This window comes from Amycolatopsis sp. NPDC114505, from assembly GCF_055633615.1.
Genome location: NZ_JBVKDV010000004.1, coordinates 1,003,089 through 1,015,822, shown reverse-complemented (window position 1 = coordinate 1,015,822; position 12,734 = coordinate 1,003,089). Strand labels below are relative to the sequence as shown.

General features: G+C 72.3%; 11 protein-coding genes and 1 tRNA gene. 3 read left to right on the top strand and 9 right to left on the bottom strand.

Translation table 11 applies throughout. The annotated features are described in order from the left end of the window. Window positions 1–7 precede the first annotated feature (7 nt). Window positions 8–973, top strand: a complete 966-nt coding sequence (locus ACZ7OU_RS42505) for an LnmK family bifunctional acyltransferase/decarboxylase (RefSeq protein WP_470245787.1) — start codon at window positions 8–10, stop codon at window positions 971–973. 62 nt (window positions 974–1,035) lie between these two features. On the opposite strand, the gene ACZ7OU_RS42500 is transcribed toward ACZ7OU_RS42505, so the two are convergent. Genes ACZ7OU_RS42500 through ACZ7OU_RS42490 form a run of 3 tightly spaced genes read right to left on the bottom strand, consistent with a single transcriptional unit; the run spans window position 1,036 to window position 3,492 of the window. Beyond that, on the bottom strand, window positions 1,036–1,794 hold the full coding sequence (locus ACZ7OU_RS42500) for an SDR family NAD(P)-dependent oxidoreductase (RefSeq protein WP_470259629.1): 759 nt from the start codon (window positions 1,792–1,794) through the stop codon (window positions 1,036–1,038). Beyond that, the gene (locus tag ACZ7OU_RS42495) at window positions 1,787–2,947 is read right to left on the bottom strand and encodes a pyridoxal phosphate-dependent aminotransferase (RefSeq protein ID WP_470259689.1); all 1,161 of its coding nucleotides are present in this window, start codon (window positions 2,945–2,947) and stop codon (window positions 1,787–1,789) included. The genes ACZ7OU_RS42500 and ACZ7OU_RS42495 overlap by 8 nt, the downstream gene beginning before the upstream one ends. Before the next feature lie 2 nt (window positions 2,948–2,949). Beyond that, entirely contained in the window at window positions 2,950–3,492 is a 543-nt protein-coding gene (locus ACZ7OU_RS42490) for a phosphopantetheine-binding protein (protein WP_470245789.1), read from the bottom strand. Window positions 3,493–3,824: 332 nt separating this feature from the next. Here ACZ7OU_RS42490 and ACZ7OU_RS42485 point away from each other — a divergent pair, with 332 nt between their 5' ends. Next, complete coding sequence (locus tag ACZ7OU_RS42485; RefSeq protein WP_470259628.1) at window positions 3,825–6,236, top strand: cytochrome P450; 2,412 nt, start codon at window positions 3,825–3,827, stop codon at window positions 6,234–6,236. 389 nt (window positions 6,237–6,625) lie between these two features. Here the strand turns inward: ACZ7OU_RS42485 and ACZ7OU_RS42480 are convergent, their stop codons facing one another. The 3 genes from ACZ7OU_RS42480 to ACZ7OU_RS42470 all read right to left on the bottom strand — a co-directional run bounded on the left by ACZ7OU_RS42480 (window position 6,626) and on the right by ACZ7OU_RS42470 (window position 8,384). Next, the gene (locus ACZ7OU_RS42480; RefSeq protein ID WP_470245791.1) at window positions 6,626–6,829 is read right to left on the bottom strand and encodes a hypothetical protein; all 204 of its coding nucleotides are present in this window, start codon (window positions 6,827–6,829) and stop codon (window positions 6,626–6,628) included. Window positions 6,830–7,166: 337 nt separating this feature from the next. Beyond that, window positions 7,167–7,243, bottom strand: a tRNA-Arg gene (locus tag ACZ7OU_RS42475). Between the two features lie 757 nt (window positions 7,244–8,000). Next, window positions 8,001–8,384: a peptidase inhibitor family I36 protein gene (locus tag ACZ7OU_RS42470; protein WP_470259627.1), complete on the bottom strand. Its 384-nt coding sequence runs from the start codon at window positions 8,382–8,384 to the stop codon at window positions 8,001–8,003. A gap of 221 nt (window positions 8,385–8,605) precedes the next feature. On the opposite strand from ACZ7OU_RS42470, the gene ACZ7OU_RS42465 reads away from it, so the two are divergent. After that, entirely contained in the window at window positions 8,606–9,781 is a 1,176-nt protein-coding gene (locus ACZ7OU_RS42465; RefSeq protein ID WP_470259626.1) for an MFS transporter, read from the top strand. 3 nt (window positions 9,782–9,784) lie between these two features. On the opposite strand, the gene ACZ7OU_RS42460 is transcribed toward ACZ7OU_RS42465, so the two are convergent. The 3 genes from ACZ7OU_RS42460 to ACZ7OU_RS42450 are packed head-to-tail and all read right to left on the bottom strand — an operon-like array spanning window position 9,785 to window position 12,662. Then, the gene (locus ACZ7OU_RS42460; RefSeq protein ID WP_470259625.1) at window positions 9,785–11,161 is read right to left on the bottom strand and encodes a YcaO-like family protein; all 1,377 of its coding nucleotides are present in this window, start codon (window positions 11,159–11,161) and stop codon (window positions 9,785–9,787) included. Beyond that, entirely contained in the window at window positions 11,161–11,391 is a 231-nt protein-coding gene (locus ACZ7OU_RS42455) for a hypothetical protein (RefSeq protein WP_470259624.1), read from the bottom strand. Before ACZ7OU_RS42455 ends, ACZ7OU_RS42460 begins: the two co-directional genes overlap by 1 nt. Next, a complete protein-coding gene (locus tag ACZ7OU_RS42450) occupies window positions 11,346–12,662 on the bottom strand; it encodes an MDR family MFS transporter (protein WP_470259623.1) in 1,317 nt (438 codons plus the stop codon). The genes ACZ7OU_RS42455 and ACZ7OU_RS42450 overlap by 46 nt, the downstream gene beginning before the upstream one ends. Window positions 12,663–12,734: the final 72 nt, after the last annotated feature.

Below are 12,734 nucleotides of genomic sequence, written 5' to 3'. Positions count from 1 at the left end.
TGAACTGATGACAGTGGACAGCACGACGGAGTCCGTGCGCAGGCCGGACGAAAGCTCCCTGTCCCGGCGGGTGGTCGTCTCCCCGGGGATGTGCAGCGGCGGGTCGCTCGTCTTCGGCCGGATCGGGGACTGGACCTGGGAGGCGGTGGCCGCGGCCTGCCGCACCAACGTGCACGCGGCGCGCACGGCGGAGGGACAGCCCGCCTACCTGTCCTTCTACTACTACCGGGTGCGCGGCGGGAAGACGATCCACCCGCACGGCCTCACGTTCGGGGACGAGCTCGGGGTGAGCTCGCGGGTGTTCCAGTTCGGCAGCCAGTCGGTGCTCACGCTGCACCGGCTCGCGCCCGCCGACCTCGACCTGCCGGACACGCCCCTGGATCCGGCGGAGGTGTACGAGGACCCGCACCCGGACTGCATGTACGTCGAGAACTTCAACCGGTGGATCGCGCGCAGCCGCCCGGACAGCAACCGGGGCCTCGCCCGGACCTCGCCCCCCGACTTCGCTTTCGCCGACCTGCCGCGCCTGCCGAACCAGTACTCGCCGCGCACGCTCGTCGGCCGGGCCCGCGAGGCGGGCGGCTTCTGCGCGCCCGACCCGACGGGGTTCGTCGTGGCCGGCCCCGAGCTGACCTTCGAGTACACATTGGACGTCACGCGGGACATCAACGGCGCGGGGCTGGTCTACTTCGCGTCCTACTTCTCCATCTTCGACACCGCGCTGCTGCGCCTGTGGCGCTCTCTCGGCCGGAGTGACGAGCAGTTCCTGCGCCGCCGGGTGATCGACCAGAAGGTCGGCTACTTCGGCAACGCGGACCCCGGCGCGGTCTTCACGATCACGGTGCGCAACTGGCGCAACACGACCCGGCCGGAGACCGAGATCGCCGACATGGCGCTGCGCGACTCCACCACGGGTCAGCTGCTCGCGGTCACCGCCATCGAGATCGAAGCGGGCAAGGCCGCGGACCGGTAACCCCGTACGGCAGCGGGCCGCCCGGCGACCGGAGTCGCCGGGCGGCCCGTTCGCTTTGCGCCCTAACGCAGGTACGAAGCGCCGTTCAGGTCGAGGATCGTGCCGCTGGCCCACTGGGCCTCGGCGGAGGCCAGGTAGAACACGCCCGCGGCGATCTCCGCCGGCCGGGCGACCCGGCCGAACGGGCTCTGCGCCCGGATCTCGTCGCCGCCCGGCGGCTTCAGGTACTCGGTGGTCATGTCCGTCTCGACGAACCCGGGTGCCACGGCCGAAACCGAGATCCGGTGCGGCGCGAGGGCCAGTGCCAGCGACTGGGTCAAGGAGTTCAGGCCCGCCTTGCTGGCCCCGTAGGCCGGCACGTCCGGCTCACCGCGGAACGCGCCCCGCGACGTGACGTTGACGATCCGCCCGCCGTGCTCCTTCAGGTGCCGGACCGCGCACCAGGTCACGTTGGCCGCGCCGATCAGGTTGACGCCCAGCGTGGTGCGCCAGTACTCCTGCCAGGCCGCGTAGCCCACCTCCGTGATGGGGTGCGCGGTGAAGATGCCGGCGTTGTTCACCAGGACGTCCAGACCGCCGAGCTGCCCGGCCGCCGAGTCCACCGCCGCCAGCACGGCTTCGCCGTCCAGCAGGTCGGCTTCGACGACGACGTGCCCGTCGCCCTCGAGCCCGGCCACCAGCTTCCCGGCGTCCTCCTCCGGCACCCGGTCCAGGATCGCCACCCGGTCGCCGGCCGCGGCGAACCGTTGCGCGATGGCCCAGCCGATGCCGCGTGCCGCCCCGGTGACCAGCACCGCGCGGCCGTTCACGTTCTCAACCATGGGTAAGCCCGTTCGCCAATCTGCCGACCGCGTCGGCCAGCACGTCGTCCGGAAGGGAGAAGCAGGCGCGCACGTACGGCCGGTCCGGCGAGTCCAGGTAGAACGCCTCGCCGGGGATCGTCCCGACGAGACAGTTCTCCAGCAGGATCTCGGCCGCTTCCACCCCGGTCGTCACGCCCAGCGGCGAGCAGTCGACGAACAGGTAGTAGGCGCCTTCCGGTTCGTTGGGCGGCAACCCGGCGGCGGCGAAGCCCTCCGCCAGGGTGCGCCGCTTCCGGTCGTACATCGCGCGGAGGTCGTGGTAGTAGTCGTCGCCCAGGTTCAGCGCCCGCGCGCCGAGCTCCTGCAGCGGAGCCGGTGCGCAGACGACGAGGGAGTCGGCCGCGACCCGGATCGCGCCGATCAGCTGTTCCGGGCCGCAGACGTAACCCAGCCGCCAGCCGGGAATGCTGAACGACTTCCCCAGGGACGACAACGTCACCGTCCGCTCGGCGAGGTTCCCGACCGTCGCGGCGGCCAGGTGCGGGTCCGGGTCGAAGAAGATGTCTTCGTAGACCTCGTCGCTGATGACGAGCAGGTCGTGCTCTTCCGCGACGGCCGCGATGATCTTGAGCTCCGGCGCCGTGAGCCGGCGCCCGCTCGGGTTGTTCGGCGTGCAGATGATCATCGCCCGCGTGCGGCCGGTGATCGCCGCCCGCAGTGTGTCCTCGGTGATCCGGAAGTCGGGCCCGGTCAGCCGGACCGGCTGCGGGGACAGGCCGAGTACCTTGGCCGAGGACAGGTAATAGCCGTAGAACGGTTCGAACACGACGATGCCGTCGCCCGGGTCGAGCAACGCCGTGAGCGTCGCCATGAGCGCGCCCGTCGCGCCGACCGTGGCCAGCACCTGGGTCGTGGGCTCGACGCTGAGCCCACTGGACCGTTTCACCTTGCCGGCGACGGCTTCCCGGAAGACGGCGAGGCCTTCGGGCTGGGTGTAGGAATGCCCGACGGCCGCGAAGTCCCGTGCGCCCTCCGCCAGCAGCGAAGCGGGCGGCGGCACCTGGCTGAGCCCCTGCGCGAGGTTGAGGGCGCCGAGCTCCCGGCAGCGCACCGTCATGGCCCCGAGGGTGGACTGCTGCAGGCCCCGCATCCTGGTGGCGACCTTGATCATCGTCACGCCTCGGTGCTGCTCAGCTGGTCCAGGAGCTGGTCGAGCTCCGCGACCGTGGGCGCGTCGAAGAGCTCGTTCATGGAGATCTCCAGGCCGAACGCCGGCCCCACGCGGCTCGCGATCAGCATGGCGTCGATCGACTCGCCCCCCATGATGAAGAAGTCGTCGTCGACACCGCACCGGGTCTTGGCGAGCACTTCGGCGAAGATCGTGCACAGCGCTTCCTGGCGGGGGGTGTCGGGCGACCGGTAGGGCAGCAGGCCACGCAGGTCGGGCGCGGGGAGTGCTTGCGGCTCCGGGGTTCCCGAGGAGTCCGCCGGGATGGCGTCGACGACCACGATGGTGGCCGGCACCGCGCTGCCGGGCAGGTTTTCCCGGAGGTACGTGTGCAGCGCGGCCAGGTCGAAACCAGGGCCACCGGGCACGACGTAGGCCACCAGGACCTCGCCGACGGGTTCCTGGACGTGCGCCAGGACCGCGAAGTCCGCGATTTCGGGGTAGGCGGCCAGCACGTCCCGCACGTCCTGGATCGAGGTAACAGCCATCAGCCGCTCACCTTCCATTCGGGATTCGAGAGTCTCTTCGAACCACCTTCGCAGGCGTGCCGTGGCGGGCAACCTTCCGCATTGCGAAGATTCCTTCCGCGATTCGGCAATTCAAGAGACGTGAATCGCGCGACCCGCGGGCGACGGTACTGCCTGACCCGGGAATCGCGGGTCCACCTGCGACAGCCCGGCCTCCCGTCGCACCGGAGACCGGGCAACGTGGGAGGTGCGCCGCCATTCGGCGCAGCGCGAGGATGAGTGCGGGTCGGACCTCGGGATCCCCATTCCGGCCGATTCCGCATCAGCCGTGATTGCACCGATTTGAGGCGAGCATGCAGCCGTACCGAGTCGAAATCCCGCAGGCAGCCATCGACGATCTCCGAGCGCGGCTGGACAACACCCGCTGGCCGGCGGAACCGCCGGACACCGGGTGGGACCGAGGCGTCCCGCTCGCCTACCTGAAGGAGCTCGCCGAGCACTGGCGCGACTCCTACGACTGGCGCGCCACCGAAGCGGCGCTCAACAGCCACCCGCAGTTCGTCACCGAGATCGACGGCGCACCCGTCCACTTCCTGCACGTGCGCTCGCCGGAGCCCGGTGCCCGCCCGCTGCTGCTCACCCACGGCTGGCCGAGCTCCGTCGCGGAGTACCTCGACCTGATCGGCCCGCTGACCGACCCCCGCGCGCACGGCGCCGACCCCGCCGACGCCTTCCACCTGGTGATCCCCGCGCTGCCCGGCTTCGGGTTCTCCTCCCCGTTGGACTCGACCGGCTGGGACGTGTCGCGCATCGCCGCCGCGTGGGCCGAGCTGATGCACCGCCTCGGCTACCGCGGCTACCTCGCCCAGGGCGGCGGCATCGGTTCGGTGATCTCCCAGGCCGTGGCGACGGTCGACCCGCGCAACTGCGCGGGCGCGCACGTCAGCATGCTGATCACCGTCCCGGGCGACGACCCGGCCGAGCTGGCCGCGCTCAGCGAGGACGACCAGGAACGCCTCGCCTCGTTCGGCCGCTTCGTCCAGGACCCGTCTCCTTACGTGCGGCTCATGGAGACCCGGCCGCGGACGCCGGGCTACGCGCTCACCGACTCGCCGGTCGGCCAGCTGGCGTGGATGGTGGAGCGGTTCAAGGAGTGGACCGACTGCGAAACGGTGCCCGAGGACGCGATCAGCCGCGACAAGATCCTCGACGCGGTCTCGATCCACTGGCTGACCGCGACGGCGGCGACGTCCGCGGACTTCTTCTACGAGGGCGCCGCGGCGCGAGCTCTCGCCGCCGGCCAAAACCCGCCGGCGCCCACCGTCCCGATCGCGGTCGCGGTCTTCCCGAAGGACCTCGTCCGGCCGATCCGCAGCTTCGCCGAGCGCGACCTGCCGACGCTCAGGCGCTGGACGGAGTTCGACCGCGGCGGCCACTTCGCCGCGCTCGAGCAGCCCGACCTGCTCATCGGAGACCTCCGTTCCTTTTCCCGTTCTCTCCCGTCTTCGAAAGGCGAGCCCATGGAAAGCCGTTGCCCGGTCCTCGACACCACGGGGCGTGACATCCACGGGGAGGCCGCCCGCCTGCGTGCGCTGGGCCCCGCGACCCAGGTCGAGCTGCCCGGCGGGGTCGTCGCCTGGTCGGTCACCCGCGCCGAGGTGATCAAGAAGCTGCTCGCCGACCCGCGCGTCACCAAGAACGCGCGCAACTACTGGCCGAAGTTCATCAACGGCGAGATCCCGCCCGACTGGGAGATGATCAGCTGGGTCGCGATGGACAACATGGTCACCGCCACCGGCAAGGACCAGGTCCGGCTGCGCCGCCTCGTCGGAAAGGCCTTCACCCCCAAGCGAACCGAGGCCATCCGCCCGCGGATCGTGGCGCTGACCGACATGCTGCTCGACGCCCTCGCCGCCGCCGGCCCGGACGAGGTGGTCGACCTCCGCGAGCGCTTCGCCTACCCGCTGCCGGCGATGCTGGTCGCCGAGCTGATCGGGATGGACGAGCAGGCCCGCGCGGCCACCGCCAAGGTGATCGACATGATGGTGGACACCACGGTGACCCCCGAGCAGGCCCAGGCCACCCTCGCCGGCTGGCGCGGTTCCATGGCCGAGCTGATCGCGACCAAGCGCGCCAACCCGGGCGAGGACATCACCAGCGACCTGATCGCCGCCCGCGACGAGGACGGTTCACGCCTGTCCGAGCAGGAGCTGGCCGACACGATCTTCGCGATCCTCGGCGCCGGCTCCGAGACGACGATCAACTTCTTCGACAACGCGATCACGGCCCTGCTCACCCACCCCGACCAGCTGGCCCTCGTCAAGTCCGGCGACGCCACCTGGGCCGACGTCATCGACGAGACCCTCCGAGTCGAGTCCCCGCTCGCCTCCCTCCCGCTGCGCTACGCGATGGAGGACCTCGACCTCGGCGAAGGCGTGACGATCCCCAAGGGCGACGCGATCCTGGTCAACTACGCCGCCATCGGCCGCGACCCGGCCGTCCACGGCGAATCGGCCTGCGAGTTCGACATCACCCGAGCGGACAAGGAACACCTGTCGTTCGGCCACGGCCCGCACTTCTGCCTCGGCGCCGGCATCGCCCGCCTGGTGGCGACGGTCGGCCTGTCCACCCTGTTCGAGCGGTACCCGAACCTGGCCCTGGCGGTCGACCCGGCCGACCTCCAGCCCCTCTCGACGTTCATCATGAACGGCCACCGAGCCCTCCCGGTGCACCTGAAGGGCGACCAGCCGGTCACGACGGCGTAGCTCAGACCGCTTGCGAGAGGCGGCTTCCGACTGGCGAGTGCCGGTCGGAGGTCGCCTTTCGTGGGTTCGTGACCGCTGGATGTCCGGCTGGTGGTCCGGACCGCACCGGTCGGCTCGTTCCGAGCGTGCTCGCCGGAGGTCTGCTCGTCCGCCGACCGGGCGGCGGTCGAGTTTCGTGCGTTCGTGGCCGGTTCGGCCTGGCTGGTGGTGCGGACCGCGCTGGGCGGCTCGTTCCGAGCGTGATCGGGGTGACCGCTGGAGGTCCGGCTGGTGGTCCGGACCGCGCCGGAGGTCCGGTCGGCCGCCGACCGGTCGGCCGCCGGAGTACACATCGGATCGCCGGAGTCACGGCCGCGCCCGGCGTCGCATCGGCCGTGTGCGTGGGGTGGTCAGGCGGCGTCCGATGTGGAGGGCGGGCCCTCGGTGGCCGTCCCTTCGGGCGTCGGTGCGCGGGCGGCGCGCTCGGCTAGGTACCGGAGCTTGGTCAGGTGCCGCCGGACCAGGCCGGCTCGCCGGGCTTCGTCCAGGGCGTTGCGCGTCACGCGGTTGGCCCGGCGGCGCCGGTGTCGTCCGCCCGGTTCTTCGTGGGCCACGGTGGTGTTTCGCCTCCTTCGTTCGGTCGAGGTCGCTTCACTCGATCGGGTTGTCGTGTCCGGCGTCGGGCGTACCCGGGGTGTCATCGCTGGGCGTGACGATTCGGGTGCGGAACAGCACACTCGCCGCTCAGGTAACAAGGTTGTCTCGGGATGGGCTCGGTCGGGACCGTTGGGCCACCTGGCCGCTCACGCGGTGCGACTTCCGGGCTCTTCGCGCGGAGAACACGGACGGTGACCGTCCACAGTGGGGGTACGCCGGCGGTGCGGGAGAAGGGCCTCAGGCGATGGAAGGCCAGGGTGCGTCGTGCGCTGCCGCGCACGACGTCTTCCCTGGTGGCGCCCCCGGCAGGACTCGAACCTGCGACCTAGAGATTAGAAGGCTCTTGCTCTATCCAGCTGAGCTACGAGGGCCCGCGCCGACGGCTGCTGCCGGTAACCCGGCACCGGCAGCTTAGTCGTCGCCATCCTCTCGATCGTTCGACACCGGCGAATCGTTTCAGGTCTCGTTCGACGGAATTCGGAAGTTCGGCCGGTGAGCCGTCACGACCGGCGTCCGGCCGCGGGTGACTCGTGCGGGTGACGCGTGGTGTGGACCCCTTCCTGTGTCGAGTGGAGTGCTGAGGGTGACGAAGCGGGCTTCCTGCCGCGCCGCGAACCTGTAACCTGACGATCAGAAGGCTCTTGCTGTCCAGCCAGACCGTGCTCGCGCGCACGTCCCGCGGCCGGGCAGGCAGCGCCGCGAGCGTCCGCACGCCGCTGCTTGCCCGGTGCAGTGGACGGCACGGTGCTCCACTGCCTCCTCCCCGTTTGCCCTGGTCAGCCCGTCGGCGGGCTGAGAAGCCCGTGACCGCCCCCGCGGCCCGAAGTTCGCTCCCACTCCTCTCGAAGGCTCGTTCGGCCGCGCACGGACCTCCTGTGGCGGCACAAACCGGTCGCGAGCCACGGGGATCAGGCACGCCGCCGGCCGGGGAAGGACCGGCGGTGTGCCTGAAGCCGGGCCCGCCGGCCACCGGGGGAGGCGTGGGGGCCCGTGGGCGCGCCCCGCCGCTGAGGCGCGCCCACGGGGTGGGGCCGCTTTCGGGGGAGCGGCCCCGGTCGGGTCCGGCCGCCGCCGCGAGCCGGCTCTCCCCCTCGGGAGCAGGCGGCGGTGCGGGCCCGGGTCAGGTGGTCACTCCCAGATCTGGATCCCGCGGACCAGGAACGGCGCGTCCGGGACGAAAGTGCCGCCACCCGGGTAGGTGACGAAATCTCCCTCGGTCGAGCATTCCTCGCTCTGGTACACCGTGACGTCGCGCGTCAGCAGATTCGCGAATGACGATCCGGCGAATCCCCCGGGCAGGGGAATGCATTCCCCGGGATTCGCGGTGCGCAGGTCGAACCGCTGGACCTCGCCGCCGTAGTCGCCGGTCGGCCACAGGCAGAATTCACCCTTCTGGCACCCCGGTTCGTCCTGGGCGGGAGCGGCCTGAGCTGTGCCGACGCTGGTCAGCAGACCCAGTGCGGCCAGGATCAGCAAGTGCGGAAGGCGGGCGCGGAGACGGCGTGAAGACATCGTGGATTTCCCCTCTGGAATCGCGGCTTCGCGGGCCGCGGTGAACTGGTGATTCCAGATTGACGGGCGGCGGAAGATTTGTCAGCCCGCGATTTCGAATCTGTGGACAGGTCGCCGGGCGGGACCCGGTTGTCCACAGATCCGCGAACGGCCTTGTGGAAGGGCGAAGGAGGTGCTAATCGGCCATGGACCTTCCGAAGCACTTCGGCCACGCTGGATCCATGGGAAGAGACCGGATCGCGGTGTTCGTCGTCTTCGCGGTCAACGGCCTCGCGCTGGGCTCCTGGGCGTCGCGCACGCCCGCGCTGGCGGCGCGGGTGCACGCCGCCCCCGGCGTCTTCGGCCTGGCCCTGCTGGGTGCCAGCGCCGGGCTGCTCGCCGCCGCGTCGGTGTCCGGCCGGATCATCGAACGGGCCGGTGCCCGCGCGGTCGTCGCCGGGAGCACCGTGCTCGCCGCCGCTTCGCTGGTCCTGATCGGCTTCGCGCCGACGGTGCCGCTGCTGGCCGGCGCGCTGTTCGCGATCGGCGTGAGCGTCGGGATGCTCGACGTCGCGATGAACGTCGCCGCGGTGGCCGTCGAACGCCGGATCCGCCGCCCGATCATGCCGGAGTTCCACGCGGGTTTCAGCGTCGGCGCGCTCGCCGGCTCGCTGGCCGCGGGCCTCGCCGCCGGCCACGACTGGCCACCGGGACGCCACCTGACCGTGGCCGCCGTCGTCGCCGTCGCGGTGCTGCTGACCGTGCTCCGCGCGGTTCCCGGCAGCCGTCCCGAGCACACGGAAGCACCCGCGCCGCGCCGGGCGCCGATCCGCCGTCCGGTGCTGTGGCTGCTGGCCGCGGTCGCGTTGTGCTCGGCCATCGCCGAGGGCGCGTCCTCGGACTGGTCCGCGCTGCTGATGACGGCGGAGCGCGGCGTCGGCCCGGGCGCGGCCGCGCTGGCGTTCGCCGGGTTCCAGCTGGTCATGACCCTCACCCGGCTCGCGGGTTCGTGGGCGCAGCGCCGCTTCGGCCCGACCCGGTGCCTGGCCGCGGGGTCGGCGCTGGCCGCGACCGGGCTGCTCGCCGCGGCCGCGATCCCGGTGGCCGCCGCCGGGTACGCCGGGTTCGCGCTCGCCGGCGCCGGGCTCGCCGCGTCCTTCCCGCTCGCCCTCGGCCTCGCCGGCGACGCGGGCAAGCGCGGTGACGGCACCGGCGGCGAACGCGAGATCGGCTTCGTCACGGCCATCGCCTACACCGGTTTCCTCGGCGGCCCGCCGATCGTCGGCGGGATCGCCCAGGTGACGGACTTCGGGGTGGCCTTCGTGTTCGTCGCGGTCGTCGCCGCGCTGATCCTGCCCGCCGCGGTCGCCGCCCGGCGGTCACGCCGTCGCGAAGACGACGCGGCGGCCGTCCGCTGAGCCTCAGCCGTGCGGCATCGGACGCCGGTTCAGCTCCTCCTCGCCGAGCGGCTCCGGGTACCAGCCGAGCCGGGCCCCGAGGTCCTGGACGCGGCGCGCCCCGAGCGGCGGGTACGCGGCCGGCGCGGTGCCGACTGTGCCCGGCACGAGGACCTGGACGACCGTGACTCCCTCGTCGGCCGCCTCCGGCGTGGTCAGGTCGACGTAGAGGACTTCGTGCCCGGCCGCCGCGACGCACGCGTGCAACGCCGCGAGGGAGTCGTCGGCCGGACGCGGGATCGCCGCCCAGTCACCGGCCGGCCCGCCCGCGGCCCACGCCAGCGCGGCGTCACCCACGCGCCGGTCGAGGTGCAACTGCTGGTGGCACAGCAGTTCGACCATGTCGGCGGAGTCGTCGCGGTACTGGTCGGCGTAGTCCCGGCCGGCCCGCCACGGGTGCAGCGGGCTGTGGCCGCCGTACCCTTCGATCATCGCCGAGACGGCCTCGCGGTCGTCCAAGGTCCGGCACGTGATCTGCAGCGTGTAGGCCTCGGCCAAGGCCTTCCGCGCGGCCTGCTCGGGGTCGGCCCGCATCGCGGTGCCCACGGTCAGCCAGCCTTCGGGCGACCGGACGGCCGCGGCCAGCACGGGCACGCCGAAGTCGTTGCCGATCGGCCAGAGGTGGACCTCGTCGGTCCCGGCCGCGAGCCGGGCCAGACCCGGGGTCGGGGCCAGGGTGGGCTGGGGCGCTCCGTTGAGCCACCAGACCGCCGTGGCGTCGTGTTCGACGATTTCCTGCAGCCCGGACCGGATCGCGTCCTCGAGGGTTTCGCCCGCCGCCGTGCCGCCGATCACCGGAAAAGCGTGGAGCGGTTCCTCGGCCGGTTTCGCCATGTGCGGCCAGTTCGTGTGGACGGCGAAGGCCGGAACGAGGACCTCACTGCCGTCGCCGAGGGACGTCGCGCGGACCCAGTGCACGGGGGACTCGGCGGTGAACGGGGTGAAGGGGAAACCCGGCGTGGTGTACTGGCGGGGCGAGTAGCGGGTGAGCCGGTCGGGGGAGACCGCGGTCAGGCCGCGTGAGACCAGGTCGGTGTGGGTGCCGTGGACGAGTTCCCGGGGGTCGGGCGGCCAGACGCCGCAGTAGCGCTCGATCGCTTCGCCCCGTGCCGCGAGCCGGGCGTGGCCGGGGTCGTCCCAGGAGGTGCCGAAGCCCTGAAGGTCGCCCTGCCACGGAACTTCGGCGCGGACGTCCCGGATGTCGGCCACCGCGAGGTGCAGCGACTCCGGGGTGCCGGGCAGGCCGGCGAAGGACTGCACCCGCGTGACGATCGGGCCGCGGCCCGGCGCGGAGTGGCTCGTGCCACTCCGGCCGGGCACCCCTTCGCGAACGGCGGTCATCAGGAGATCGACGCCGACCGGCCGGTCTCGACCGGGAGGCGGGCCGCGACGCAGGTGTTCACCGCGAGGCGGGCGGTGACGCACGTGTTGACCGCGAGGCGGGCGGTGACGCAGGTGTTGACCGCGAGGCGGGCCGTGACACAGGTGTTCACCGCGAGGCGGGCTGCCACGCAGGTGTTCGGGGTCAGGCGGGCTGCGACGCAGGTGTTGACGACGAACTGCTGCTGCATTTTTGCTGTCCTTCCCGTGGGGGCCCGCCACCGGTCCTGGTGACGGGTTCCGGGGAGTCCTCCCCGGCCCGCGCGCCGGAGGTGCCGGCCTCACGCGGGAGCTTGGTGCCGGTCGCGAACGCGAAACCGGCGGCGGCCACCGCGCCGAGCACGGCGCAGGCGAGCCAGACGGAAACCGGGCCACCGCCGTCGAGCAGCCACCCGCCGCCGATGGGGCCGAGCAGGGCCGCGGCCGACCACGCTCCGGTGTAAAGCGCCGCGTATCGGCCCCGCTGCGTGGCGGGTGCCCGGTCGGCGGCGACGGCGCTGCCGATGGGCATCTGCAGGATCTCGCCCACGGTCCAGACGAGGGCGACGATCGCGTAGCCGAGCAGGCCGCCGGCGAACGCGTTGAGCCCGAAGCCCCACCCGACGAGCAGGGCGCTGCCCACCAGGACCGCCCGGCGCGAGTGCCGGCGGGCCCACCGCGTCAGCGGGATCTGCAGGAGCGCGATGAGCAGCCCGTTCAAGGCCTGCACCACGCCGTAGGTCCAGGCGCCGAGTCCCGACCCGACCATGACGACCGGCAGGGTCGTGGCACTCTGCTCGTACACCGACGCGATCGCGAGGGTGGCGAGCAGGAAGACCACGAACCGGCGGTCGAGCCGCATGCGCGTCCGGGCTTCCCGGTGTACCGGCGGTGCGAAGGCGGGCCGGGTTTCCGGCACCTTCAGCAGCACCACCAGCGCGCACAGCGCCGTCGCCGCCGCGTCCGCGACGAATACCAGCGTGTAGCCCTGGGTCACCATCAGCCCGGCGAGCGCCGAGGAGACCGCGACCCCGATGTTGACCGCCCAGTAGTTCAAGGAAAACGCCCGCTGGCGGTCGGCTTGCGGCACGACGTCGGCGAGCGCCGCGTTCATCACCGGCCGGGCGGCCGTCGAGCCGGCCCCGACGGCGAACGCCGCCACCTGGATCTGCCAGCGCCCGTCCGCCGTGCCCAGCGCGACCATCGCCACCGCGGTGACCAGGTGCGCCAGCACGAGGGTCGGGCGCCGGCCCAGCCGGTCGGCGAGCACCCCGCCGGCGACCGTGCCGAGCAGGCCGCCGAGGCCGATCAACGCGATCACGAACCCGGCGTAGGTCACCGAATACCCGTGTCCCGCGGTGAGCGAGAGCGCGAGCACGGGCCGGGTGAAGGCCCCGGCCCAGTTGACCAGGACGCTGACCCAGATCCACCAGAAGACCGGCGGGAGGTCGAGGGGGCCCCGGCGTTGATTCGTGGTCGTCACCGTGCCCCCTTCCCTCCGGTGGTTCCTGCCGGCGAGCCGGGTGCCTTCCGGGTGGATCTCCCCTGGGAGGCG